At 54.8% G+C, this 24,098-nt stretch carries 28 protein-coding genes and 1 other annotated feature; of the genes, 5 read left to right on the top strand and 23 right to left on the bottom strand.

Annotation, left to right across the window (positions count from 1 at the left end; genetic code table 11):
* Nucleotides 1–126 precede the first annotated feature (126 nt).
* Nucleotides 127–1,281, top strand: a complete 1,155-nt coding sequence (locus EVJ30_RS07985; protein ID WP_131468636.1) for an FAD-dependent oxidoreductase — start codon at nt 127–129, stop codon at nt 1,279–1,281.
* A 26-nt stretch (nt 1,282–1,307) separates the two neighbouring features.
* Here EVJ30_RS07985 and yajC read toward each other — a convergent pair whose 3' ends face one another.
* From yajC to EVJ30_RS07945, 8 genes are all read right to left on the bottom strand, one after another.
* Nucleotides 1,308–1,586, bottom strand: a complete 279-nt coding sequence (gene yajC, locus EVJ30_RS07980; RefSeq protein ID WP_070327676.1) for a preprotein translocase subunit YajC — start codon at nt 1,584–1,586, stop codon at nt 1,308–1,310.
* Between the two features lie 82 nt (nt 1,587–1,668).
* Nucleotides 1,669–2,814: a tRNA guanosine(34) transglycosylase Tgt gene (gene tgt / locus EVJ30_RS07975; protein ID WP_070327677.1), complete on the bottom strand. Its 1,146-nt coding sequence runs from the start codon at nt 2,812–2,814 to the stop codon at nt 1,669–1,671.
* Entirely contained in the window at nt 2,811–3,854 is a 1,044-nt protein-coding gene (gene queA, locus EVJ30_RS07970) for a tRNA preQ1(34) S-adenosylmethionine ribosyltransferase-isomerase QueA (protein WP_131468673.1), read from the bottom strand. The genes tgt and queA overlap by 4 nt, the downstream gene beginning before the upstream one ends.
* A gap of 18 nt (nt 3,855–3,872) precedes the next feature.
* The gene (gene ruvB / locus EVJ30_RS07965) at nt 3,873–4,868 is read right to left on the bottom strand and encodes a Holliday junction branch migration DNA helicase RuvB (RefSeq protein ID WP_071399448.1); all 996 of its coding nucleotides are present in this window, start codon (nt 4,866–4,868) and stop codon (nt 3,873–3,875) included.
* 10 nt (nt 4,869–4,878) lie between these two features.
* Nucleotides 4,879–5,466, bottom strand: a complete 588-nt coding sequence (gene ruvA / locus EVJ30_RS07960; protein WP_070327680.1) for a Holliday junction branch migration protein RuvA — start codon at nt 5,464–5,466, stop codon at nt 4,879–4,881.
* An 84-nt stretch (nt 5,467–5,550) separates the two neighbouring features.
* The gene (gene nadA, locus EVJ30_RS07955) at nt 5,551–6,630 is read right to left on the bottom strand and encodes a quinolinate synthase NadA (RefSeq protein ID WP_131468634.1); all 1,080 of its coding nucleotides are present in this window, start codon (nt 6,628–6,630) and stop codon (nt 5,551–5,553) included.
* On the bottom strand, nt 6,593–7,462 hold the full coding sequence (gene nadC, locus EVJ30_RS07950; protein ID WP_131468632.1) for a carboxylating nicotinate-nucleotide diphosphorylase: 870 nt from the start codon (nt 7,460–7,462) through the stop codon (nt 6,593–6,595). The genes nadA and nadC overlap by 38 nt, the downstream gene beginning before the upstream one ends.
* A complete protein-coding gene (locus EVJ30_RS07945; RefSeq protein ID WP_236634126.1) occupies nt 7,416–8,849 on the bottom strand; it encodes an L-aspartate oxidase in 1,434 nt (477 codons plus the stop codon). The genes nadC and EVJ30_RS07945 overlap by 47 nt, the downstream gene beginning before the upstream one ends.
* Before the next feature lie 95 nt (nt 8,850–8,944).
* Here EVJ30_RS07945 and EVJ30_RS07940 point away from each other — a divergent pair, with 95 nt between their 5' ends.
* From EVJ30_RS07940 to EVJ30_RS07925, 4 genes are all read left to right on the top strand, one after another.
* The gene (locus EVJ30_RS07940; RefSeq protein ID WP_236633411.1) at nt 8,945–10,075 is read left to right on the top strand and encodes a cysteine desulfurase family protein; all 1,131 of its coding nucleotides are present in this window, start codon (nt 8,945–8,947) and stop codon (nt 10,073–10,075) included.
* Nucleotides 10,053–10,592, top strand: coding sequence for a transcription repressor NadR (locus EVJ30_RS07935; protein WP_070327684.1), 540 nt, complete (start codon nt 10,053–10,055; stop codon nt 10,590–10,592). The genes EVJ30_RS07940 and EVJ30_RS07935 overlap by 23 nt, the downstream gene beginning before the upstream one ends.
* A gap of 106 nt (nt 10,593–10,698) precedes the next feature.
* Nucleotides 10,699–11,280 carry a DedA family protein gene (locus EVJ30_RS07930; protein WP_131468630.1) on the top strand — a complete coding sequence of 194 codons (582 nt, stop codon included), beginning with the start codon at nt 10,699–10,701 and terminating at the stop codon, nt 11,278–11,280.
* A gap of 125 nt (nt 11,281–11,405) precedes the next feature.
* Entirely contained in the window at nt 11,406–12,182 is a 777-nt protein-coding gene (locus tag EVJ30_RS07925) for an NUDIX domain-containing protein (protein WP_131468628.1), read from the top strand.
* A 36-nt stretch (nt 12,183–12,218) separates the two neighbouring features.
* Here EVJ30_RS07925 and EVJ30_RS07920 read toward each other — a convergent pair whose 3' ends face one another.
* The 15 genes from EVJ30_RS07920 to EVJ30_RS07850 form a co-directional block, all read right to left on the bottom strand.
* Nucleotides 12,219–13,445, bottom strand: a complete 1,227-nt coding sequence (locus EVJ30_RS07920) for a hemolysin family protein (RefSeq protein ID WP_131458827.1) — start codon at nt 13,443–13,445, stop codon at nt 12,219–12,221.
* A 75-nt stretch (nt 13,446–13,520) separates the two neighbouring features.
* Nucleotides 13,521–14,810 (bottom strand): GTPase ObgE, encoded by a 1,290-nt coding sequence (gene obgE / locus EVJ30_RS07915; RefSeq protein WP_070327688.1) that lies wholly within the window; start codon nt 14,808–14,810, stop codon nt 13,521–13,523.
* Nucleotides 14,811–15,251 (bottom strand): Spo0B domain-containing protein, encoded by a 441-nt coding sequence (locus EVJ30_RS07910; RefSeq protein WP_070327689.1) that lies wholly within the window; start codon nt 15,249–15,251, stop codon nt 14,811–14,813.
* Nucleotides 15,252–15,317: 66 nt separating this feature from the next.
* Nucleotides 15,318–15,599: a 50S ribosomal protein L27 gene (rpmA, locus tag EVJ30_RS07905; RefSeq protein WP_016508537.1), complete on the bottom strand. Its 282-nt coding sequence runs from the start codon at nt 15,597–15,599 to the stop codon at nt 15,318–15,320.
* Nucleotides 15,600–15,611: 12 nt separating this feature from the next.
* Nucleotides 15,612–15,947, bottom strand: a complete 336-nt coding sequence (locus EVJ30_RS07900) for a ribosomal-processing cysteine protease Prp (RefSeq protein WP_131468626.1) — start codon at nt 15,945–15,947, stop codon at nt 15,612–15,614.
* Between the two features lie 5 nt (nt 15,948–15,952).
* Nucleotides 15,953–16,261, bottom strand: coding sequence for a 50S ribosomal protein L21 (gene rplU, locus EVJ30_RS07895; protein WP_070327691.1), 309 nt, complete (start codon nt 16,259–16,261; stop codon nt 15,953–15,955).
* A gap of 15 nt (nt 16,262–16,276) precedes the next feature.
* Nucleotides 16,277–16,348, bottom strand: a sequence feature (ribosomal protein L21 leader region).
* Between the two features lie 55 nt (nt 16,349–16,403).
* A complete protein-coding gene (locus EVJ30_RS07890; RefSeq protein ID WP_131468624.1) occupies nt 16,404–17,729 on the bottom strand; it encodes a ribonuclease E/G in 1,326 nt (441 codons plus the stop codon).
* A gap of 41 nt (nt 17,730–17,770) precedes the next feature.
* Nucleotides 17,771–18,628, bottom strand: a complete 858-nt coding sequence (minD, locus tag EVJ30_RS07885; RefSeq protein WP_131468622.1) for a septum site-determining protein MinD — start codon at nt 18,626–18,628, stop codon at nt 17,771–17,773.
* Between the two features lie 5 nt (nt 18,629–18,633).
* The gene (locus tag EVJ30_RS07880; RefSeq protein ID WP_236633412.1) at nt 18,634–19,302 is read right to left on the bottom strand and encodes a septum site-determining protein MinC; all 669 of its coding nucleotides are present in this window, start codon (nt 19,300–19,302) and stop codon (nt 18,634–18,636) included.
* A 5-nt stretch (nt 19,303–19,307) separates the two neighbouring features.
* Complete coding sequence (mreD, locus tag EVJ30_RS07875) at nt 19,308–19,802, bottom strand: rod shape-determining protein MreD (protein WP_131458828.1); 495 nt, start codon at nt 19,800–19,802, stop codon at nt 19,308–19,310.
* Nucleotide 19,803: 1 nt separating this feature from the next.
* Nucleotides 19,804–20,694, bottom strand: a complete 891-nt coding sequence (mreC, locus tag EVJ30_RS07870; RefSeq protein ID WP_131458811.1) for a rod shape-determining protein MreC — start codon at nt 20,692–20,694, stop codon at nt 19,804–19,806.
* Between the two features lie 13 nt (nt 20,695–20,707).
* Entirely contained in the window at nt 20,708–21,745 is a 1,038-nt protein-coding gene (locus EVJ30_RS07865) for a rod shape-determining protein (protein ID WP_070327697.1), read from the bottom strand.
* Between the two features lie 200 nt (nt 21,746–21,945).
* A complete protein-coding gene (locus EVJ30_RS07860) occupies nt 21,946–22,389 on the bottom strand; it encodes a hypothetical protein (protein ID WP_236636053.1) in 444 nt (147 codons plus the stop codon).
* A gap of 62 nt (nt 22,390–22,451) precedes the next feature.
* Entirely contained in the window at nt 22,452–23,081 is a 630-nt protein-coding gene (gene radC / locus EVJ30_RS07855; protein ID WP_131468620.1) for a RadC family protein, read from the bottom strand.
* A 23-nt stretch (nt 23,082–23,104) separates the two neighbouring features.
* A complete protein-coding gene (locus tag EVJ30_RS07850) occupies nt 23,105–23,692 on the bottom strand; it encodes a Maf family protein (RefSeq protein WP_236636051.1) in 588 nt (195 codons plus the stop codon).
* Between the last annotated feature and the right edge of the window lie 406 nt (nt 23,693–24,098).

Raw genomic sequence — 24,098 nt, 5'->3', positions numbered from 1 at the left:
TTTTCACTAATCAATTTGATTTTTGGAAATGAGGTCGATGATTCGACAGATTGACGAAGTTTGACAAAAAGCAGACACTTACTCTATGATACAAATCGTAACTATTACTATTTAAGAGGTGGAAGCATGACTGATCTGTCAACACGGGTATTAATCATCGGCGCCGGCGTTCACGGTATGACCCTCGCTGTATCTTATTTAGAACAAGGCGGTGCGTTAGAAGAGCTTCTGCTAATTGACGCTCACGATCAACTACTCAAGAATTGGAAGTCCCAAACCGCTCATATTGAAATGTCACATTTGCGCTCGACGCGCGTCCATCATATATCGTCTAATCCATACGCGTTGAAACAGTTCGCGGCGGCGAACGACTATGGCTCTCATCATTTCAAGGATACGTTCGGCCGACCGTCTTTAGCGTTGTTCAACGATCACTGTGATCAAGTGATTGCGGACTTTAATCTTCGTTCTCGCTTTTTAGGCAATCAACCTGTCTCCTCGATTAAACGGTCCGGCAACGTCTACGAAGTGACGACATCAACTCGACGGATTACCGCCGAGACGGTCATCGTTTCGACCGGTCAATCGAGCTCGATGCATCTACCGGGCTTTGCGGACATCCCGACATGCCGACACGTCTTTTCAGCTAACGATCAGCCGGAACAATCGAACGTTACCGTCGTCGGCGGCGGGATCACGGCGTTACATTATACGGTATCGCGTCATAGTAAAGGCCATGACGTCACGCTCGTGACGAAGCGCCCGCTCGAGGTGAGCCAGTTCGACGCCGACCGCAGTTTTATGGGTCCAAAGGGGTTACGCGCTTTTCATCAGTTGGAAGAAAATTGGATTGAGAAACGTGACTTCGTCAAGCAAGAACGAAAGCCGGGGACATCCCCGAACGACCTCGTCTTGAAAGTGAAGCGGCTCGTGCAACTTGGTGAAATCCGGCACATCATTGGAGAAGCGGTCCGTGACGGTGACCAGTTAGTCGTCGATGGGATTGCGTTGCCGTCTGACGAGATCGTCTGCTGCACGGGGATCCGCCCGCTCCATCCGAAAGAGACGTTTTTACGGCCGCTCATGGAGCAACTCGACTTACCGCTCACCCCGTGTGGCACACCGGTACTCGATGCCTCACTCGCTTGGACGGACAACTTCTACATGACTGGCGCTTACGCCGACTTGATCGTCGGTCCGTTCGCTCGTGCCATCTACGGCGGTCAAGAAGGGGCTCGTCGTATCCTCCCTCGCCTATTACCCGCACGAAAAAACGCCTGACCATATACTGGTCAGGCGTCATTTGCTTACTCAGCGAATGAAGAGTTTCCTTTTTTCGTCACTTCAGCAATCGCACTGCGATTGAACTTGAGAAGTGCTTGGTCGCATTTCAATGTGACTTCTGTGTCTTCGATCTGATGGACGACACCGTGAAGGCCGCCAATCGTCACGACATGATCGCCACGCTCAAGCGCATTTTGCATCGTTTGTACTTGCTTTTGTCGCTTCGTCTGTGGACGGATCAACAAGAAGTAGAACACGACGAAAATAAGGATCATCGGTAATAGTGCTACGAGAGTTTCCATTTGTAGAATTCACCCTTTCCTTCAATATCAGGTTCATTATACCGTGAAACCGATTCGTTGTCACATAATCGCTGTCAGAGAATTAGAAATTCTTGGCGTTCGGTTTGTTATATCCATATTCTTCGAAGTACTCTTCTTTGAAATCGAGCAGACGGTCTTCGCGGATCGCTTGACGGACTTGTTCCATCAAATTCACGAGGAAATGAAGGTTATGCGTCGAGCAAAGGTGGAGACCGAACATCTCATCGGCACGGATCAAATGGTGCACGTAGGCCCGTGAATAGTTCTTACACGTATAGCAATCGCACTTCTCATCGATCGGGCCAAAGTCCGTCTTATGTTTGGCGTGTTTGATCGTCACGCGACCTTTAGACGTCATGAGCGTGCCGTTACGGGCGATCCGTGTCGGCAAGACGCAGTCGAACATGTCGATCCCGCGAATCGAACCTTCGATCAACGCATCCGGTGATCCGACGCCCATCAAGTAGCGCGGCTTATCTTCCGGCATGAACGGTGTCGTGAACTCGAGCGCCCGATACATGACGTCTTTCGGTTCGCCGACTGACAAACCGCCGACCGCATAACCCGGGAAATCGAGTGAGACGAGGTCTTCGGCGCTCTGACGGCGAAGGTCTTCGTACTCGCCACCTTGGATGATGCCGAACAGCGCTTGGTCCTCCGGACGTTCGTGCGCCGCGAGGCAACGTTCGGCCCAACGGCTCGTCCGCTCGACCGACTTCTTCATGTATTCATGCGTCGCCGGGAACGGCGGGCACTCATCGAACGCCATCATGATGTCCGCACCGAGCGCGTTTTGGATTTCCATCGCCTTCTCTGGCGACAAGAACAACTTGTCCCCGTTCAAATGGTTACGGAAATGGACGCCTTCTTCTTGAATGTTACGCAGGTCAGCGAGTGAGAACACTTGGAAGCCGCCTGAGTCCGTCAAGATCGCGCCGTCCCAGTTCATGAACTTGTGAAGTCCGCCCGCTTGCTTGACGACTTCATGTCCGGGACGAATCCATAGGTGGTACGTGTTCGATAAGATGATGTTCGCACCCATCGCTTTCACTTGTTCAGGTGCCATCGTCTTGACGCTCGCCTGCGTGCCGACCGGCATGAAGACAGGCGTCTCGAACGAGCCGTGCGGCGTATGGACGATCCCGTGCCGCGCTCCTGATTGTTTACACGTATGGATGTGTTCGTATGTGACTGCATGTTTGGTCATTTGTTTTCTTCCTTCCTCGTAATGAGCATCGCGTCCCCAAAGCTGAAGAAGCGGTATTCGTTTTCCACCGCGGTCCGGTAGGCGTGTAAGATGATGTCGCGTGACGCGAACGCCGAGACGAGCATGACGAGCGTTGACTTCGGCAGATGGAAGTTCGTGATCAGTCCATCGATCGCCTTCAACTCGACGCCCGGGTAAATAAAGATGTCCGTCCAGCCCGATGACTCGACGAAATCCCCGTGATCGCGCATGATCGTCTCGAGCGTCCGTGTCGACGTCGTCCCGACCGCGAAGACGCGGCCGCCGCTCGCGCGGACGTCACGGAGCGCCCGTGCCGATTGCTCGGACAGTTCAAAGTACTCGCTATGCATCGTATGCTCTTCGATCGTATCGGCCGTGACCGGGCGGAACGTCCCGAGCCCGACGTGAAGCGTGAGCGGGATCAAGTTGACCCCTTTCGCCTGGGCAGCCTCGAGCAATTCTTCTGTGAAATGAAGACCTGCCGTCGGTGCGGCCGCACTGCCGCGTTCGCGGGCGTAGACGGTCTGGTAGCGGTCTTGATCGTCAAGCTGTTCGCGGATGTAAGGCGGGAGCGGCATCGTACCGAGCTCGTCTAAAATCTCATAGAAGATCCCGTCATACTCGAACTTGAAGCGGCGTCCGCCTTCCGGGAGCTCTTCGACGCATTCGGCCCGGAGCAACCCGTTCCCGAATTCGACGATGGCGCCGACGCGGACTTTCTTCGCCGGTTTGACGAGCGCTTCCCAGACGTCATCTTCGGTCTGCTTCAAGAGCAGCAGCTCGACTTTTCCGCCCGTCTCTTGCTTCGCCCCGAACAGACGGGCCGGCAAGACACGTGAATCGTTGATGACGAGCGCGTCGCCTGCTTGTAAATAGTCGAGCACGTCACGGAAGTGGCGGTGCTCGATGTCACCTGTGTCCCGGTCGAGGACGAGCAAACGTGAGCTCGTCCGATCAAGGAGCGGGACTTGGGCGATCAGTTCTTCTGGCAAGTCAAAATCATAGTCGTTTACGTTCAATTGAATATCTTGCATCATTTACTCCTCTTCGTATCCAAAATGCGTCTTAGCGTATTGTGTGATCATGCGTCCTCGCGGTGTCCGCTGGAGGAAGCCTTGTTGTAACAAGTATGGTTCGTAGACGTCCTCGATCGTCTGGGCGTCTTCACCGATTGTCGCGGCGAGCGTCTCGAGCCCGACCGGACCACCGCCGAACCGTTCGACCATGGCCCGCAAGAGCCGATGATCGACCTCGTCGAGCCCGAGGGCGTCGACGTGCAGGCGATCGAGCGCACTCGATGCCATGGCTGGATCGATTTCTTTCGTCCCTTCCACTTGCGCGAAGTCGCGGACCCGACGCAACAGCCGGTTGGCGATCCGTGGCGTCCCGCGCGCGCGTTTGGCGATCGCGCCGCTCGCTTCCGGTGAGATCGACAGTCGGAACAGTTGGGCCGTCCGGCTGACGATGGCCGCGAGTTCGTGCGCTTCGTAATACTCGAGCTTGAGCGTCACCCCGAAACGGTCACGGAGCGGGGCCGACAACATGCCGGCCCGTGTCGTCGCGCCGACGAGCGTGAACGGTGGCAAGTCGATGCGGACGCTGCGCGCCATCTCGCCTTGTCCGTAGACGATATCAAGGCAATAGTCTTCCATCGCCGGATACAGGATCTCTTCAATCGTCCGGCTGAGCCGATGGATCTCGTCAATAAACAGGACGTCCCCCGGCTCGAGCGTCGACAGGATCGCTGCTAAGTCACCTGGGCGTTCGATGGCGGGACCGGCTGTCGTCTTGATGCCGACACCCATCTCGTTGGCGATAATTTGTGCGAGCGTCGTCTTCCCTAGACCAGGTGGCCCGTAAAGGAGGACGTGGTCGAGCGTCTCGCTTCGCATTTTTGCCGCTTGGATAAAGACGGATAAGTTCCCTTTCGCCTTCTCTTGTCCGATATACTGCTCGAACCGTTGCGGACGCAGGCTCCACTCTTCAGAGTCTTCATACTGTTGGTGGGATTGTGACAACAATCGTTCGTCCATAGGTTCCTCCTTATTTCAACAACAATTGCAGGGCGCGCTTTATGTAAGCGTCTGTCGTCAATATTTCTGAATTCAGTTCTTTGCGGACACGTGTGATCTCACGTTCCGAATAACCGAGGGCGGCGAGCGCTTCACACGCTTCGTCAAGTTCTGACGAGCCTTGTGCGAACAGGCCTGTGTTCGGCACATAGTCCGGTGCGAGCTCTGACAACTTCCCTTTTAAATCGAGCGCCATTTGTTTGGCCGTCTTCTTGCCGACGCCCGGGAACTTCATCAAGTACTTCTCGTTCTCGGTCTCGATCGCGTCAATCAACGCGTCCATGTCGCCCGAGGCGACGATGGCGAGCGCGCCTTTCGGTCCGATGCCGTTGACGCCGAGCAGTTTATTGAACAGTTCGCGCTCCCGGCGTGACCGGAAACCGTACAGCGTCTGTTGATCTTCTCTGACGTAATGGTGCGTAAACACGATTACATGTTCGTCTTGTTCACGATAAAAAAACGGGTTAGGCACATGTACTTTGTAGCCGACGCCCGAAACATCCAACGTTATATATTCCGCACACACGTAGGCGACGGATCCTTTTACGAATTCAATCACTTTGTTATCTCCTCTTCATAGGAAAACTGCATTCATTGTACCATAGAAAACGCCGTGAAAAAAGGACAGGCGATCGCCTGTCCGTTATCTCGCTAACATCCGCTCGAGGGCGAGCGTTGCCCATTTCGTCGTTTCCTCATCGACACGAATGATGTTGACCGGATCCGTCTCGAGCGACTCGAGCGCCCACAACAGATGCGGCAAATCGATGCGGTTCATCGTCAGACACGGACACATGTACGGGTTGAGGGAGACGATGTCTTGCTCGGGATGCGTCATTGCTAGTCGATTGACCAAGTTCATCTCCGTCCCGACGGCCCACTTCGTCCCCGGAGCGCTCGCCTCGATCTGGTCGATGATATACGACGTCGACCCGGCCTCGTCCGCCGCCCGCACGACGTCAAACGTACACTCGGGATGGACGATGATGCGTCGTTCCGGGTCATGCTTCCGCAACGCCTCGATTTGGGCGACATTGAACTTCTCGTGGACCGAACAATGCCCTTTCCAGAGGATGACCCGTACGTCTTCGATGTCGCCCTCGTAGTCGAGACGCTCACGAAGCGGGTCCCAGACGGCCATCGCCGCCAGCGGTACACCGAGATCAAACGCCGTGTTGCGCCCTAAGTGTTGATCTGGTAAGAACATCGTCCGTTCGCCAGTCTCGAGCGCCCAACGGACGATGTCGTGTGCGTTTGACGACGTGACAGTCGCGCCGCCGTTCTTTCCGACGAACGCCTTGATGGCTGCCGTCGAATTGACGTACGTGATCGGGATGATGTCGTCACCGAACAAGTCGGTCAATTCCTCCCAAGCAATCTCGGTCTGGTCGATATCGGCCATATCCGCCATCGAGCAACCGGCCCGCATGTCCGGCAAGATGACGAGTTGGTCGTCGCGTGTCAGCATGTCGGCCGTCTCGGCCATGAAATGGACGCCGCAAAAGACGATAAATTCGGCCCCATTCATTTGTTCGGCGAGTCGTGCGAGCTGGAGCGAATCTCCGGTCGCGTCCGCGAACTGGACGACCTCATCCTTTTGATAGTGATGTGCCGGTAGAAACAGCCGGCTGCCGAGCCGTGCTTTAATGGCTTCGATCCGCGCTTCCATCTGTTCGATCGTCATATTAGCGTATTGCGCTGGCATCGTTCCGAGTAACTGCATGTTTGACCCCTCCTTTAAGATTTAAGCTGCAATCGAGCGCCGTCACCGAATGCGTCAACTGTCCGATCGAGATGACGTCGACGCCCGTCCCGCGGTAGGCAGCGATCGTGTCGACGGTGATCCCGCCCGACGCTTCCGTCGTGATGTGGGACGGCACGAGCACAACCCACGCCTTCAATTCTTCCGGTGACCGGTTATCGAGCATGATGATGTCAGGACTTGCCGCGATCGCCTCACGCAACTGCTCGATCGTCTCGACCTCGACTTCGATCGGTGTCGTGTGCCCGTTTTGAGCTCTCGCCGTTTCGATGGCCCGCGTGATGCCCCCGAGTGCCGCAATATGGTTGTCTTTGATCATGACGGCATCGTCGAGACGCAGCCGATGGTTGTACCCCCCACCACATCGAACGGCGTATTTTTCAAGCATCCGCAGTCCCGGCGTCGTCTTCCGCGTGTCGGTGACCCGGATCGATGGGTCGGCAAGCGCCTCGACGCAGCGCCTTGTCAGCGTGGCGATGCCGCACATATGTTGCACGAGGTTGAGCAGTATCCGTTCCGTCTCGAGGATCGTCCGCGTCTTACCGCGCAAAGCGAACATGACGTCCCCTTTTTTCAAGTCCGTCCCATCGTCACGGCACTGTTCGACGACGAGCCGCTGCATCGCCGCGAGTTCCATCACGACGTCAACACCGGCGAAGACCCCGTCCGCCTTGGCGGTGACGACGGCTGTCGCCACGTCGATCGGGTCGATGAGCGCGCTCGAGGCGTCTCCAAATCCGATATCCTCATTTAGAAATTGTGTGAGCTGTTCGCGCAGTAACGTTCTGTTCATGGAACTCCTCCGTTCTCATAAAGGCGCGTGCTAAAATCCGGCCCGCCTCAAGTTGTAGTGTTCGTTCTGCCAATTGTCTTGTCACGTGTTTCGTCCGTGCCAGTTGTTGGGTATTTTCTAAGAAACTTCTCATTTCTCCAAACTCAGGCGAGATTGTCAGCCAGTTGCCTAATCGCCGACGATACGCTTGAAACGTCTCCTTCGATAACTCATAAGCGGTCACTTCAGTCACCGTGAACGGCCTTTCTTCGAGTCGCACCGATGCAGCGACCCGTTTTCCGAACACCCAGCATTCGAGTAGTGAATTCGACGCCAAGCGGTTCATCCCGTGAACACCCGTGTCGGCGACTTCACCGACCGCGTAAAGCCCGGCCACACCCGTCGACCCGGTTTCATCGACCCGCACCCCGCCCATATGAAAATGCAGACCCGGCCGGACCGGGATGCGAGCGACGTCGATCCGTTCGGCCCGACACGTCGCCCACAATTTCGGGAACCGGGCCGCAATGTCTTTGACACGACTCGTATCGAGATAGACCGGGCCGCAGTGACGTGTGAGCACGGCCGCCACTTCATCACGGGGCGCCAGACTGCCTAGCGGATGGTGCCGCATCACGTGACACCCGTCCTCATCGACGAGTTCCGCGCCCGCACCTCGCAGCGCCTCGGTCACGAGGTGCGGCGTCTCGACCGCTAGCAGCGTCGGATGAAACTGGATCTCGGTCAAGTTGGAAAGTTCGGCACCGGCAGCGCTCGCCAAGACGAGTCCATCCCCCGTCACGGCCCGACAGTTCGACGTCCAATCGACGAGCCCGCCGATGCCACCTGTCGCCAAGACGACCGCGCCCGCTTGAATATGAATTCGTTCGTCGCCTTGGAACCCGGTCGCACCGACGACTCGTCCGCCCGTTTTTGTCAGTCCGTCGATCAAGACGTGTTCCATCACTTCAACGTTTTGCGGGAGCCGTTCCCGTAACGCGGTCATCACATGACGTCCGGTCTCGTCACCACCGACGTGGTAGATCCGATGTTTCCCGTGGGCGCCTTCTCGGCCGATCTTATACCCGGACTCGTCCCGGTCGAACGCGACACCGAACCGCTCCATCTCTGAAACGACACTACGGCCGTCCTCGACGAGCGTGACGACCCGATCCGCTTGCGCCGTCATCTTGGAAGCGACGAGCGTATCGTGTGCGTGATCGAGACTCGACGGCTCCAAATATGAACTCGCGATCCCGCCTTGGGCGAGGTCAGAGTTCGAGGAGGTCACGTCACGTTTTGAGACGAGGAGGACACGGTACGTCTCCGGCAAATGGAGTGCCACCGTGACCCCGGCCAACCCCGCCCCGATAATCAAAACATCGACTTGTTTTAACTGTAAAGACATCTGTATATCACCTGTATTTCATATGTAATGTTGACTTGTAAACTAGTTTCGCATAATTTTGTGAAGAAGACAACATGAGAAAAGGGGATACTTCGATGAACGGTTACTTTGACTACGCGGCGACACACCCGATGACCCAAGCCGCCCTTGACCATTACGTCGCCATGGCCAAAGGCGTCCCCGGCAATCCCTCGTCGCTTCATACACATGGGTTCATAGCCGAGGACTATTTGACAGAGGCGCGCCGGCTCGTCAAGCAGGCGCTCGGTCTCGATATGCTGAGAGGGAAGCTGTTGTTTACCGGGAGCGGCTCGGAAAGCAATTACATCGCGCTGACGAGTCTGCGCAAACGCATGAAAGGCAGCGAGGTCATCACGTCCTGGCAAGAGCACGACTCGGTCTCGCTCCTCCTCGACGAATGGGAAGCTGAAGGTGTGATCGTCCATCGCCTCAAGCTGAAAGACGGCCAGTTCGACCACGACAAGTTCCTCCACTTGCTCGATCGTGATATCGGACTCGTCACGTTTCAGCACGTCAACTCGGACACCGGCTGGATTTTGCCGCTCCATAACATCCTCTGTAAACTTAAATATAAGAAAGTACTGCTCCATATCGACGGAGTACAAGCGCTCGGAAAAATACCGGTCTCGGTCGACGGGATCGACGCTTACTCGTTCAGCGCCCATAAAGTCGGCGGGCCGAAAGGGGTCGGCGGTCTCTATATGGAACGTCTATTGCCTCCACCCTACTACCCGGGTCACCATCAGTACGGCATCCGTCCTGGGACGATTGACGTGCCCGGCATCTCTGCGTTCGTCAAGGCGTTCACCAATCGGCACGAGAATCGGACACGTCACGAAAGAAATTTCTTAGCGTTTCGTGCTATCTTGAAAGAGAAGACATCGTCACATGTTGACTGGCTCGAGTTCGACGACCAAAGTCCGGCCATCCTCTCATTCGTCTCGGACAAACGGGACGGCCAATGGTGGATGACCGAACTCGACGCACTCGGCTTCCAAGTGTCGGCCGGCTCGGCTTGCCGGGCCGGTCAAAACGGACCGAACCGCATGCTCGAATCACTCGGCTATGAGACGAGCGCCTGCCACGGGCTCGTCCGAATTTCCTTCGGCGAACAGACAACCGCCGAAGCCACGGCGGCACTCGCCGATGCCATCGTCACTTTAGCAAGGAGAGTTGAACACCATGAACAAACGTTTAGCCGGTGAAGAACGCCGGCGCACTTTATTGGAATTGATTGAAGCGAGTACGGAACCGATCACCGGTTCCGAGCTCGCCCGCCGCGTCGCGGTCAGCCGCCAAGTCATCGTCCAAGACTTGTCGCTCTTGAAGGCGAAAGGCCACCAAATCGTCGCGACCGCCCGCGGCTACGTCTATCTACCCGGCGAGGCGTCACCGTCCGCCTACACACGAAAAGTCGTCTGTCGGCACGAAGCCGAGGACATGGAAGCCGAGATGAACGCCATCGTCGACGAAGGTGTCACGATTCGTGACGTCATCATCGACCACCCCGTCTACGGGTCGCTGACTGGTCAGTTGATGGTGAAGAGCCGGCGCGACGTTCGGGCCTTCCTCGAACGCGTCGAGGCCAACCAGGCTGCCCCACTGTCCCATTTGACGGGTGGGCTGCACATTCACACGCTCGAAGCCGACAGTGCGGACGCGATTGATGCCGCCGTCTCTGAACTTGAGCGCCTCGGCGTGCTCGTTTCCGAACTCGACTAAAAGATGTCACGCCTTTGTGACATCTTTTCTTTTGCTTTCCTAGTTTGTCCGTTATACTGATGGATGGAACAAATTCCCTACTACGTATTGAAAGGAGTGATCTGTCATGTGGCACTTCCTCGAGCAACTCTTGGCCGGATGCGGCGTCTTCAGTATCCCGCTCGGCATCTTCATCCAAGTCATCCCAAACGAGCTCGTCCTCGCATACGGCGGTTATCTCGTCGATTCCCTTGACGCGTCATTCCTGTTCATCTTTTTGCTCGCTTGGTCGGCTTTCGTCGTGACCCAGGTCGCATTGTATGGGATTGGCCGCTACGGCGGACGACCGGTCGCCCTGCGATTGTATCGCTCGTTTCGGATCAAGCAGGAGAAACAGCTTCAAGCCGAGTCGTGGTTTGAGAAGTACGGGGCTTGGATCGTCTGCCTCAGCGTGATTTGGCGTCAATTGTTCGCCATCAGCGCCGGCGTGATGCGGTTGTCGTTCCGTAAATTCCTGACGATGACAACGATCGTCTTCGCGGTCTGGTCGTTCGTCTTCGTCAAAGTCGGCATAATGCTTGGCAGTAATTGGCGATATATCGGCGAATACACACACGGCCTGTTTCCTTATATCGGTCTCGGCATCGGCATCTTCTTTGTCGCCCGCTATGTCCGCTCACATCCGAACTTCATGAAAAAGTCAGCCTGAACAAAAGTTCGGGCTGACTTTTTTTAAATAGAGGGTAAACTGATACGTATGGCGAATACGTCATAGTGAGGAAATCAATCTATTTCTAAAGCACAGAGACAGCAACCGTCAAAGGAGGAATTTTCATGTTCCATCGTCGAAAAACGTATACGATCCGTCCCGAACGCTTGCAAGAATTCACTGAGTTTTTCCATACATACCTGTATCCGATTCAGGTATCGCACGGCGCACGGCTCGTCGGCCGTTGGGTGACCGAGGACCAAACCGAGGTCATGGCACTTTGGGAATACCGCGACCGTGAGCACTACGAACAAGTCGAACGCGATTACCGCACGAGCGCACTCCGTCGCGAGGCGATGAAGAAGCGGGCCCGTCTCGGGAAAGACTTGTACATCAAGTCGAGCGAAGAGTTCATGATGCCGACCGGGCACTACACCCCGCCGCGCACGATCGTCTCCGTGACCGCCTACATCACGAACGATGACGGCGAGGTGCTGCTCGTCAAAAACACGCACCGGAGCGACACGTACGAGATGCCGGGCGGACAGGTCGAAGAACACGAATCGATCATCGATGCGATCCATCGTGAAGTGAAAGAAGAGACCGGGGCCGACATCGAGATCGACGGCATCATCGGGATCTATCAAAACGTGTCGTCACGCGTCCTCTGCGTCTCGTTCCATGGGCGTTACGTCTCGGGCGACCTTCGTCCGCAAGCAGGCGAGACACATGAGGTCGGATTCTTCCCGATCGATGCGTCGAACGTGTCGGACTACATCAAACGTGACCACTTCCAGATGCGTCTCATTGATGCGATCGACCCGACGTACATCCCGCACGCAATCTACAAGGTTCGTCCTTACGAGTTGCTCGAGCGCGTCGAGCGCCACCATACCGTCTAAACAAAAAGGAGATCGCCACGTGGCGATCTCCTTTTCTTATGCCTGTTCAGCCGATTCGGATTGACTCGTTTCGACTAACAGTTTGCGAATGCGTCGTTTTTCGACGTGGAGAACGGTGAACGTCATGTCGTCATACGTGACACGCGCACCTTTCTCTGGGATGTCGCCGAGCAGCTCGACGATCCATCCACCCATTGTATTCGAGTCTATTTCAGGTTCTTTAATCCCCATCTCGTCAGCGAACTGATCGACGTCCATGTCGGCCATACACTCGTATACGCCGTCTCGAAGCCGTCTCAAGTAGACGATCGATTCGTCGTGCTCGTCCCAAATATCGCCGACGAGCTCTTCAAGCATATCCTCAAGCGTGATGAGACCAGCCGTCCCACCAAACTCATCGAGGACGACAGCCATGTGTGATTGTTTTTGCTGCAGAATTGGAAGCAGTTCGATCAATTTTGTCTGCGGTGACACGTACGTGAGCGGACGGATGAGCGCCCGCACATCTGTCACTTCATCTCGCATCATCGAACGAAGGAAGTCACGTTCCGACAACACCCCGATGACGTTGTCGATCGAGTCTTTATACACCGGGAGACGAGAGTGCCCCCCGCTAAAGATCGTGTCTTTGATTTCTTCGAGCGTATCGTCGACATCGACGGCGAGGATATCAATCCGCGGTGTCAACACGTCATCGACGGTAATGTCGTTGAACGCGAAGGCGCTGTGGACAAGTTCGGCCTCGGTCTCCCCGAGCACGCCTTCCTCTTCACCCATATCGACGAGCACTTTCAACTCTTCTTCCGTCACCGACGGTTCTTTATCGGCCATCCCGATCATGCGAAGCGTCAAGCGCTTGAGACCGGTGAACACAATCGTGATCGGTTTCAGTACTTTGACGAGGAAGACGAGCGTTCCGCTAATTAAGAGCGAATACTTTTCAGAAAACTCTTTAGCGAGCGATTTCGGCAAGATCTCACCAAAGATCAAGATGAGCACCGTCGTCGCGAACGTCGAGATCAATAACCCCGTCCCACCGGTAAAAATTGACGTCGCAATCGCTGTCGCGACGGTCGCTGAACCGATGTTGACAACGTTGTTCCCGACGAGGATCGTCGAGAGCGTATCGTCAAACCGATCGACGAGGTGGAGGACGCGCTTAGCACGCTTATCCCCATCCTCGCTCATCCGGATCATCCGGACGCGGTTCACGCTCGAGAGCGCGGTCTCTGCTGAAGAGAAGAAAGCTGACAAAAGAATCAAAACTGCATAAAGAATTAAACTAGACGAGGGCACAGGGTCCACGTTTACTTCACACTCCATTTCTTATTTAAAAAATTATTCGACAAATTCGAATTCAAAATCAGAGATTGCTACGACGTCGCCATCTTGAGCACCTAGCTTACGAAGGTCCTCATCGACGCCCATTTGACGCATCTGACGGGCGAATCGTTTGATCGAGTCATCGTGATCGAAGTTCGTCATCTTGAATAGCTTCTCGATGCGCGGCCCCGTGATCACGAAGCGTTGGTACTCATCGACATGAATCTGATACCCTTTCTCTTCCTTCTCGTAACGATAGACGACACGTGGTGTGGCCGTTTTCGCTTCGAGCTCTTCGAGTGGGAATTCAGGTGTCGCGTCGACGAGATTAGCTACTTCGATGAGCAAGTTGCGAAGTCCTTCTTTCGCGAGTGCCGAGATCGGGAAGACTTTGACGTCATCGCCGACTTTCTGTTGGAACTCTTTAAGAAGTTCTGGCGCATCCGGCATATCCATCTTGTTGGCGACGACGATCTGTGGACGCTCGAGGAGACGTAAATTGTACGACTCGAGCTCACGGTTGATCGTCGTGTAGTCTTCGAACGGGTCACGTCCTTCGATCCCACTCATATCGATCATATGGACGATGACTTTCGTCCGTTCGATATGACGCAAGAACTGGTGACCGAGACCGACGCCTTGGCTCGCACCTTCGATAAGTCCAGGAAGGTCGGCCATGACGAAGTCACGGTCGTCAGCTGTTTTGACGACACCGAGGTTCGGTGTGATCGTCGTGAAGTGGTACGCTCCGATTTTCGGACGTGCCGATGAGACGACCGACAAGAGCGTCGATTTCCCGACTGACGGGAATCCGACGAGACCGACGTCGGCGAGGAGTTTCAGTTCAAGACGCAACTCGCGCTCTTGGCCTGGTTCCCCGTTTTCAGCGATTTCTGGTGCCGGGTTCGACGGTGTCGCAAATCGACAGTTTCCGCGTCCACCGCGGCCGCCTTTAGCGATCGTGGCCCGTTGGCCGTGCTCGGTAAGGTCGGCAATGACAGTATCCGTCACTGAATCGAAGACGATTGTGCCTGGCGGGACTTTGACGACGAGCGGCTTCGCTTTACGTCCGTGCATCCCTTTCGACATTCCTTTTTCACCGTTATAGGCGATGAACTTCTTCGAGAAGCGGAAATCAACGAGCGTCCGTAATCCTTCTTCTACTTCAAAGACGACGTCGCCACCGTGACCACCGTCACCACCTGCTGGTCCACCGTCTGGAACATACTTCTCGCGACGGAACGCGACCATTCCTTTACCACCGTCTCCAGCTTTTACAAAAATATTCACCTGATCGACAAACATTTAATTCCCTCCTTTTAAACGAAACGTAGAACATTCTACAGTCTGTTCGTGCACTTCGTCTGACGTGAACACATCTCCCGGCACGTTGCCGAAGACGCGAACCGCCAGTCCGTCCGTGAACGTCACATGAATCGGTCCATCCGTTCCTGACAGAAGACGGACAAGTTTATCCGCCACGCGTGCGTCGTCCAACGACGCACGGTCGGTCGATACCTTATAGGTCAACCGCCCTTCCCAATTCGCCTGTATGATGACGAGACTAGTCGCCGGCATATTTAAGCGAACGAGCGCACTCTCCTCGTCGGCGTGCTGACGATAACGTTCGTACAGCTCCTCGAGTCTATCAGGCTCGAGCGCCGCATACAAGGAGATCATCTGAAGCCGATTCATCCATTCGTGACGGACGGTCGATAATAATTTCAGTGTTGCCTGTGAGTCCATTTGATCCTCTCCTAGTAAAAAAGACTCTAACCAAATAAGTGGCTAGAGTCTTTTGCGTGGTTCTACTTACGCAACTGGGTAAACGCTCACTTGTTTCTTGTCGCGACCAAGACGCTCGAAGCGTACTACGCCGTCAACTTTAGCAAACAATGTGTCGTCGCCACCACGGCCGACGTTTTCACCTGGGTGAATTTTCGTACCGCGTTGACGGTAGAGAATCGATCCAGCTGAAACTGTCTGTCCGTCAGCGCGTTTAGCGCCGAGGCGTTTCGAAATCGAGTCACGACCGTTTTTAGTCGATCCTACTCCCTTTTTCGATGCGAAGAACTGAAGGTTCAATTGTAACATGAGGTCCACCTCCTATTGTTCAATTTGGATATAATCACCGTAACTTTGGGCGATCGTGTCTAGTTGCACGAGCATCCCTTCTAATAACAGCTGGGTGCGAGTCATATCCTGCGGTGATAGTTCAGGATATGTCTCGACATAAAAGTAACCACCCTCTGTTTTGTCTGCCATTTCTACAAGAAGCGACTGGCCTGCGAGTACCTCAACAGCGTTATACGCCCCAAAAATGATAGCGGAAACGCCGGCACACACTAAGTCAGAACCGGGTTCAGCAAAGTTGGCGTGACCTGTCACTTCGACGGAACGAATCGACTTCGTCTCGTCTCGTCTGACCATTACTCGAATCATAAAGCTTACGCTTCGATTTTCTCGATGCGAACTTTCGTGTAAGGCTGACGGTGACCTTGCTTACGACGGTAGTTTTTCTTAGCTTTCATTTTGAAGACAGTGATCTTTTTCGCGCGACCGTGTTTAACGACAGTTGCTACTACTTTAGCGCCCTCTACGAATGGAGCTCCGACTTTAACATCGTCACCACCAACGAAAAGAACTTCACCGAATTCTACAGTACCCTCGACATCAGCATCGAGTTTTTCGATGTAGATCTCTTGACCTGCTTCAACTTTGATTTGCTTACCACCAGTTTTGATGATTGCGTACATATACGTGCACCTCCTTATTAAACTCAGACTCGCCATCCAGGGCAGGGCGAAACCGTTTCAACCCGTTCTGTGCGGTTGTAGCCATTTGGGTGCTTCCAAACGAACTAACGTTATAGATATTACCACTCTCGCGCGAAGCTTGTCAATGACGAGATACGAAGTTCTCACATTCCTCGAGTGTACCATGAAAAGCGACATCGGGCTCTCCTTCTATAAAGAACACATGAAGACCTGACGCGTCCCAGGCCCCGTCTTGCCACTTCGCCGGCAGCGACAGTACGACCGCCTCCTGTTTTCCGTCTAGCTCCATGAGCGTGCGTTCAAGCCGTGAGAACACGGCCAGCTTCGACGGTGCACCGTTATACGTCATCCGGTCTTGAATCGAACGTCCGGTCCGCTCGCGTGATAGTTCGAACAGTCCCATCCGTGTGAAGCCGTACACTTCGACACGACGTGGGTCACGGGCCCCGAGTTCTTTCATTCGTTTCAAAAGTCGGTCTTGTCCGTCTTTTGACCCGCGTAAAAAGTCGATGACGACCATGCCGCCGATGTTGCGCAGGCGGAGCTGTTCCATAATCGCATACAGTGCCGCCTCATTGATCGTGTCGGCGGCGCGTCCTTTATCTTTGACGGCGACGTTCTTGCCGCTGTTGACGTCGATGACGGTCATCGTCTCGACTTGTTCGACCAAGACGTAAGACCCGCCTTCGAGCCAGACGACACGGTTCTCGAGCTTCTCGATCGCTGTGTCTAAACGCGCGGCTTCTTTCATCCGGCCTTTGCCGATATGGCGTTCGACCGGGACGTCGAGCCGCTTCAAACGCTCTTGCGCCTCTTTATCGTTCAACAGTACCGACTCGACCGAATGGCGCCGGACGAACTGCTCACAGAGCAGTTCGTCTTGACCGCGGCGCGCCGTCTCGACGTCAGCAGCCCGGGCCCTCAACAAGGCCAGCTCCTCGCGAAGCGCCTCGGGACTGGCTTGTCCTGATTCGGTCCGGAACAACACACCTTCCACCTCATTGAGCGTGAACACTTTCGATAGCCGGTCCTGCGTAGCGAGGTCGAGCTTACGGCTGAACAACTGGCGCCGTCCATACGGGAAGTAGACGAGATAGCGCCCTCCGAACCGAATGTTCTCGGTCACTTTGTGGTGCTTACCCCCGATGCCCTCTTTCGTCACTTGGACGAGACGTTTCTCCCCGACGACGGCCGCCTGACCGATGCCCAGTACTTCCGGGTAGACAGCGAGCGCCCGGAGCGTCTCGGCGATCGGCAAGAAAAACGTCGTCTCGCCGTTGACGAGGAAGGCGGCGCCGAGTGACGGATGGATCCGCTCGATCGCGGCTTCAAGGATCGTCCCGACCGAGAGCTGGTCGACAAAGCGCTCCTCGACTTCAAGCAGACGCTCGCCGTCGACGAGCATGGCCCGCTCGATCGACGGGGTCCGTTCATAGATGAGTTTCATACGAGCACTCCTTTCGACACAAAAAGGCAACTTTCGTTGCCTTAGGCTTTTTTCATTCCAAACTTCAATAGCAATCGTGCCCAAAATCCGGTCGGTTGTTGGTCCGTCTGGATGGACATGAGCGGCACCGACTCACCGAGAATACGGCGCGTGATGTTGCGATACGCTTGTCCGGCGTTATTGTCCGGGTTCATCGTCACCGGGACACCTCGGTTTGCCGCGGCGATGACTTCTTCATCATCGACGACGACGCCGAGCAGGTCGATCGACAGGATGCGCATGATGTCATCGATGTCGAGCATGTCGCCCGATGCGACGAGATGATTCTTCACGCGGTTGACGATGAGTTTAGGCGGCGCGACGTGTTCCGCTTGTTCGAGCATACCGATGATGCGGTCCGCGTCTTGGACGGCCGCCTTCTCAGGCGTCGTCACGACGATAGCCTCGTCGGCGCCGGCGATGGCGTTCATGAACCCTTGCTCGATACCGGCCGGGCAGTCGATCAAGACAAAATCATATTCCGTCTTCAACTGGTCGATGATCTCTTTGACTTGCTCCGGTTGGACCGATGTCTTGTCTTTTGACTGGGCCGCCGGCAGCAGATACATCTCTTCGAACCGTTTGTCACGGACGAGCGCTTGGGGCAGCTTGCACTGCCCGTTGATGACGTCGACGAGGTTATAGATGCTCCGGTTATCGAGTCCTAGGATGATATCCAAGTTCCGTAGACCGATGTCCGTATCGACGAGACAGACCGAGTGTCCGGACAATGCGAGACCCGTCCCGAGGTTAGCGGTCGTCGTCGTCTTGCCGACGCCACCTTTCCCCGACGTCACGACGATGGCCCGACCTTTCTTCACTTCTTTTGCTGTATGTACAGGCTCTACTACTTGCTCCATCAAACTCACCCTCTCTGTAATTCCATTGCATATGCGTCTTTAAGCCCTGTCATGACTTGGCGGAGACGCGTCATTTCAATGCCATGATTCGTCTGATACGCGCAGCCCATCTCGATCTCTGGCATCTCGGTATCATCGTCTGGCGTGAGCACGTGCTCACCGATCGCTAGAAACAGCGGATGCAACAGACTTGCGGTAATGACCGCGTCCTCCCATCCTTCGACACCGGCCCGGACATTTCCTCGTATCGTGCCTAAACAATAGATACTTCCTGTCGCCCGAACTTCAGACCCCGGATTGACGTCGCCGATAATGAGCACCGAACCCTCAAATGAGAGCACTTGCCCGCTGCGGATCGTCCCGCTATGGTAATGGAACGTCTTTTTCCCGTAAGTCGCTTTCGCCTCTTCGGTCAACATGACCTCGCTCGACAGCTCCTCGATATAAAAAACGCCATGACGAGCAACGACTTCACGAATTTGACGTGACAGCTCCTCGTCCAAATAACGAGTACCCGCGTGCAACTTGAGTGCAATCTCCCCAGAGGGCGGCTCCATTTCTTGTAACGTGGCCTCAAGCTCTCCGAGCACCTCATCGACGCCACTCCGTGGATTGAAGTGGATTGCAATACCGTTGCGATGTCCTTTTATCGTAATGTGTCGTTTACGCTCCATCATGGCTACCCTCTTTTCGCTACAGGGCGCACCGCCACGTATCGCGTCATCGGATAATAAAGAATCGCGACGGCGATCACATTGACGACGAGCGTCCCTGGAATCTGTTCAACTAATAGTGTTTGTATGGTCATGGTCGTCCCACCGACCGCTGCCATGATACCGTAAATCCCGAAGGAGAAGACGAGGATCATGAACGTGAACGTGATGACGACCGAGAAGAAGTTCTCACCTATATATTTTAACACGAAGCTGACTAAGAGAGGAATGAGTGAAAAAGTAAATAAGTAAATTCCGAGCAAGTCGGTGTAGACGATGTCATACAACAACCCGAATACGAGACCGAATCCGAGTGCCGACTCAAACCGGCCATACAAACTGACGTACATTAACCCAATCAACGTCAAATACACGAACGGCGTCGCGTAGTGCCATGAAAAGATGGCAGCCCATGTCCCTTCAATAAGAAAGAGGAGGAACAGGGCGATGAACACTTTCATGTTACTCACCCGCTGCTCCTCCTTCCTCGGGACCCGTCAAAAACGGTTCGTCTAGCGTTCGATCGATGACAAACATTTGCGAGAACTCGTTGAAGTCCGCCTCTGGCGTGATGCGGGCAACTTGAGACACGCCATATTCATCGGTCTCGATCGTCTTCACCTTACCGATGACGAGACCGGCCGGATAACGTCCGCCGAGCCCTGACGTCGAGACGATCTCACCTTCTTTCAACTTGACGCTGTTCGAAACCTTTGTGAAAAAGAGTTCGTTCGTCTCGCTGTCGAAGCCGTCGATCGTTCCGTACGCCGCCTTACCGTCCGCATCCTTGACGACCGCCGAGACGTTGTTCGTCCGGTTGTTGTCGCTCAAGAGCTGAACTTGTGACGTATAGGCGCTCGTTTGAATGACGCGTCCGACCATGCCGCCGGCGGCCGTCACGGCCATGCCTTTTTCAACGCCACGTTCTTGCCCGACGTTGATCGTCACATAGCGCTGCCAGTCGTTCGGCGTGCGCCCGATGACCTCGGCCGGAATCAAATCAAAGTCACGGAGCGAGCTTTCGCCAGCCGCGACCATTTGACGCAACTCCTCGTTCTCACGGCGCAGGTCGTCGGCTTCGACGGACACTTCGGCGTATTTCGTCAAATGTTGCTTCAATTCGCGGTTCTCTTCATAAATATCACGGACGTTCGAAATCGAGGACACGGTACTATCCATCCAGCCGATCGGCACCGTGAACACTCGTTGGAACGTTCCGACCACATCACGCGTGACGTCTTGGTACCAGGCGGATTCCGACCGTCCTCGAATCGAAACCCCTAAAATGACGAGAAATAAGATGATACCGATCAGCGTGATGATGAGCTTTTTATTGCGTACAAACCGGCTCATCGTTTAACACCTTTCATCGACGTGACGAGATGCCTGATTTTGAACGGAGGACGTCCATCATTTCAAGAGATTTTCCAGTCCCGATCGCAACGCAATCGAGCGGTTCATCCGCAATGAGTGTCGGGATGTGCGTCTCATCAGAGATGACACCGTCCAAGTTTTTAAGGAGCGCGCCGCCGCCTGTCAGAACGATGCCGCGGTCCATGACGTCGGCTGCGAGTTCTGGCGGTGTTTGTTCGAGCGTTTGTTTCACACCGGCTAGAATCGCGTCTACCGTGTCTGAAAGCGCCTCGCACACTTCAACTGCCCCTACTTCGATCTGTTTCGGGAGACCGGTCACGAGATCGCGTCCGCGGATCTCCATCGTTTCGTTTTCGTTCGACTCGTCGATGCGGGCCGAACCGATTTCCATCTTGAGCGCTTCTGACGTACGTTCCCCGATCATGAGGTTGTATTTGTTTTTAATGTAACGAATAATGGCGTCATCCATTTCGTCACCACCGACACGGATCGACTGGCTTGTCACGATGCCGCCGAGTGAGATCACTGCGACTTCGGTCGTACCACCACCGATATCAACGACCATCGAGCCTGTTGGTTCCCAAACTGGGAGACCGGCGCCGATTGCTGCCGCGAACGGTTCTTCAATCGTGTACGCTTCGCGAGCGCCTGCTTGCTTGGCCGCATCTTCAACCGCACGTTTTTCAACTGACGTGATGCCGCTTGGCACACAGATCATGACGTTCGTCTTCGATGAGAACAACCCGCTCTTCGATTTTTGTGCTTGCTCCATGAAATATTTGATCATCGTTGCAGTCGTTTCGAAGTCAGCGATAACCCCATCTTTCATCGGACGGCGTGCCGTGACGTTCCCCGGCGTACGTCCAATCATATCTTTGGCCTGATTACCTACGGCCTCAATTCTACCTGTATCTGTACGGAACGCCACTACGGACGGTTCACGAACAACGATTCCTTGACCTTTTACATAAACGAGCGTATTTGCCGTTCCAAGGTCGATTCCGATTTCTCGGTTAAAACTACGAAACATACGTACTGCCCCTCTCCTGGTTACACTAATTATTATTATAACGGAAAAATCATGTTTGAAAACGTTCAATCGATTACAGGTTATTTACAATCCCCTTCATCTCAGTCCTGTTCCACCGTATATTAGTGTGCCTGCTTTTCAACAAAAACGCAAATCAAAAAGCAGACGTCTGAAGGCGTCTGCTTAGATGAACCGATCATTTAGAGACCGGGTTGGAGCGGCAGCAACAGCATTGCCGCGTAAAAGACGACCGAAAAGATGAGGAGCGGCCGAAAGAAACGGGACGGCCGCTCGCGCGTCGCACCCGCCAAAAAGCTCGCCATCGTCACGGTGAACAAGTAAATCCCGACGTAAACGAAGACAAGTTGCGGGATGACACGCCACGCTTGACTGTCTCCTGACGCATTTACCCAGGCGATGAACAGACCAATGTAGGCGATGAGCGACACAATTCCGAGTCCGACCCCGGCGAGCGGCGGGTAGCAGTCAAGCCAATGCCCGTCTTTTGAAAACTGTTGAAATAGCGCCATACTCACAAAGACGAACAACGCGAAGACGACGAGCGACAACGCGAACGGCTCGAGCGGAACAAAACTCGCGGCGAGCGCGATTCCAATCATAATAATCCAGACTAGTTTCTCCATACGAACACCTCGTTCGTTAGTATACCAAACTTCAAGAGGGATATGGGAAACGTCTCCTAATTTCACCCGTTCATATACCCGCGTTGCTTCATACTGACATAATGATCTTCGCCGATGATGACGTGGTCGAGGCAAGCGATCCCGACGATGTTGCCCGCTTCGACCAAGCGCTCGGACACTTCGATGTCTTCCCGGCTCGGCGTCGCGTCCCCGCTCGGATGGTTATGCAGAGCGATGAAACAAGCCGCCGACAGCTTGAGCGCTTCGCGGAAGACGTCGCGCGGATGAACGATCGACGAATTCAACCCGCCGACGAACAACGTCTTGCGCGCGATCAATTGATTTTTCGTGTTTAAGTACAAACAGACGAAATGTTCTTGATTAAGTAGCCGGAGCTCATCACGCAGCAGCTCGTACGCGTCCTGCGGCGACCGGATCGTCGGCATGTCGACTTTCGGCTCCTCGACGTAACGGATGCCGATCGTGAACGCCGCGAGCAACTGCTCGGCTTTCTTCTTCGTCATCCCTTCAATTTGACAGAGGTCGTGCACGGACGCCTGTGACAGCGCCCGAAGCGTCGGATACACATCTGACAACCGCCGGGCCGTCGCCTGCGGGTCCCCGCCCCGTCCACCGATTTGAAGCAGTCTGGCAATAGCGGATTCAACACTTCGGTCGAGCACCATAGTCATTCCTTCACCTACTCTCGCATCATTCACAGAAAGCGCGGCGATACCCCGTGACGCTCGAGCGTCTCGACGAGCGGCCGGAGCGGGAGGCCGACGACGTTATAGTAATCCCCTTCGAGCCGTTCGACGAACAAACCGCCCGACCCTTGGATCCCGTAGGCACCGGCCTTGTCATACGGCTCCGACGAATCGAGGTAGCCGTCGAGCCAAGACTCCGGGATGTCGATGAACGTGACGTGCGTCGTCGTGACGAACAAGTCGTGCCGGTCTGGTCCGATGATGCTGACGCCAGTGAGCACTTCATGGGTCGCCCCTGACAAGTGCTCGAGCATCCGGCGTGCGTCATCGCGGTCGTTCGGTTTCTCTAAAATCGTTCCGCCGAGGACGACGACCGTGTCCGACCCGATTACAATCGCGTCGCGGTTGTCTCGTGCGACGTCCATCGCTTTCTCACGGGCGAGACGTCCGACGTACTCGTCCGGATGCTCACGTCCGTCGGTTCCTTCGATGACGTTTGACGGGATCACCTCGTGCAAAATACCGGCTTGTTTCAACAACTCGGTCCGCCGCGGCGACATCGAGGCGAGGATGACACGTTTCTGTGTTGTGTTCATTGTATCGACTCCTTCCATACTTTCGAAACGGGCTTCCTTGCCGTTTCACGCTTCTCTGTTGATTGTAGGCAAAGCGTCACCCGAACACAATCCAAGACGCCAAAAAAAACGCCCCTTCTTTTCAAGAGGGCACTGAAAAACTTCAAATAATTTTGAGCAGAGGAGCGTCATCCCGGATGGGATGGCGCTCCTCTGCTTTCATTGCCCTTTAAAGCCGCCCTGTCCGGCACGCCGCTTTCCTGGGGGCGGTCAGCGAGCCGCATCGCGACGATGTCGCTACTGGGTCTCGCCTTGCCCGCTGTTCCCCCGGGAGTCGGCGTGCCCTCGGGGCGACGCTGTACGTCCTTGCCGTTTCGGACTAAACTGGCTATAACTACACATCCTGGAGGCGATCCCGATGATGCCA

Origin of the sequence: Exiguobacterium sp. SH5S13 (assembly GCF_004337085.1) — a bacterium.
GTDB lineage: Bacteria > Bacillota > Bacilli > Exiguobacteriales > Exiguobacteriaceae > Exiguobacterium > Exiguobacterium aurantiacum_A.
Note: the sequence above shows the minus strand (reverse complement) of the source record. Positions and strands in the feature narration are given on the sequence as shown.

Bases quoted from the DNA above. Each gene is read 5' to 3' on its own strand.
- EVJ30_RS07860 (WP_236636053.1), bottom strand. From the start codon at position 22,389: ATGGAGAAACTAGTCTGGATTATTATGATTGGAATCGCGCTCGCCGCG.
- obgE (WP_070327688.1), bottom strand. From the start codon at position 14,810: ATGTTTGTCGATCAGGTGAATATTTTTGTAAAAGCTGGAGACGGTGGT.
- EVJ30_RS07900 (WP_131468626.1), bottom strand. From the start codon at position 15,947: ATGATTCGAGTAATGGTCAGACGAGACGAGACGAAGTCGATTCGTTCC.
- EVJ30_RS07925 (WP_131468628.1), top strand. From the start codon at position 11,406: ATGTTCCATCGTCGAAAAACGTATACGATCCGTCCCGAACGCTTGCAA.
- nadC (WP_131468632.1), bottom strand. From the start codon at position 7,462: ATGAACAGAACGTTACTGCGCGAACAGCTCACACAATTTCTAAATGAG.
- rplU (WP_070327691.1), bottom strand. From the start codon at position 16,261: ATGTACGCAATCATCAAAACTGGTGGTAAGCAAATCAAAGTTGAAGCA.
- radC (WP_131468620.1), bottom strand. From the start codon at position 23,081: ATGACTATGGTGCTCGACCGAAGTGTTGAATCCGCTATTGCCAGACTG.
- mreC (WP_131458811.1), bottom strand. From the start codon at position 20,694: ATGAGCCGGTTTGTACGCAATAAAAAGCTCATCATCACGCTGATCGGT.
- rpmA (WP_016508537.1), bottom strand. From the start codon at position 15,599: ATGTTACAATTGAACCTTCAGTTCTTCGCATCGAAAAAGGGAGTAGGA.
- tgt (WP_070327677.1), bottom strand. From the start codon at position 2,814: ATGACCAAACATGCAGTCACATACGAACACATCCATACGTGTAAACAA.
- EVJ30_RS07985 (WP_131468636.1), top strand. From the start codon at position 127: ATGACTGATCTGTCAACACGGGTATTAATCATCGGCGCCGGCGTTCAC.
- yajC (WP_070327676.1), bottom strand. From the start codon at position 1,586: ATGGAAACTCTCGTAGCACTATTACCGATGATCCTTATTTTCGTCGTG.
- nadA (WP_131468634.1), bottom strand. From the start codon at position 6,630: ATGCAGTTACTCGGAACGATGCCAGCGCAATACGCTAATATGACGATC.
- EVJ30_RS07880 (WP_236633412.1), bottom strand. From the start codon at position 19,302: ATGGAGCGTAAACGACACATTACGATAAAAGGACATCGCAACGGTATT.
- EVJ30_RS07910 (WP_070327689.1), bottom strand. From the start codon at position 15,251: ATGGACTCACAGGCAACACTGAAATTATTATCGACCGTCCGTCACGAA.
- ruvB (WP_071399448.1), bottom strand. From the start codon at position 4,868: ATGGACGAACGATTGTTGTCACAATCCCACCAACAGTATGAAGACTCT.
- EVJ30_RS07930 (WP_131468630.1), top strand. From the start codon at position 10,699: ATGTGGCACTTCCTCGAGCAACTCTTGGCCGGATGCGGCGTCTTCAGT.
- minD (WP_131468622.1), bottom strand. From the start codon at position 18,628: ATGGAGCAAGTAGTAGAGCCTGTACATACAGCAAAAGAAGTGAAGAAA.
- EVJ30_RS07890 (WP_131468624.1), bottom strand. From the start codon at position 17,729: ATGAAACTCATCTATGAACGGACCCCGTCGATCGAGCGGGCCATGCTC.
- EVJ30_RS07865 (WP_070327697.1), bottom strand. From the start codon at position 21,745: ATGTTTCGTAGTTTTAACCGAGAAATCGGAATCGACCTTGGAACGGCA.
- mreD (WP_131458828.1), bottom strand. From the start codon at position 19,802: ATGAAAGTGTTCATCGCCCTGTTCCTCCTCTTTCTTATTGAAGGGACA.
- EVJ30_RS07940 (WP_236633411.1), top strand. From the start codon at position 8,945: ATGAACGGTTACTTTGACTACGCGGCGACACACCCGATGACCCAAGCC.
- EVJ30_RS07935 (WP_070327684.1), top strand. From the start codon at position 10,053: ATGAACAAACGTTTAGCCGGTGAAGAACGCCGGCGCACTTTATTGGAA.
- EVJ30_RS07945 (WP_236634126.1), bottom strand. From the start codon at position 8,849: ATGTCTTTACAGTTAAAACAAGTCGATGTTTTGATTATCGGGGCGGGG.
- EVJ30_RS07850 (WP_236636051.1), bottom strand. From the start codon at position 23,692: ATGAACACAACACAGAAACGTGTCATCCTCGCCTCGATGTCGCCGCGG.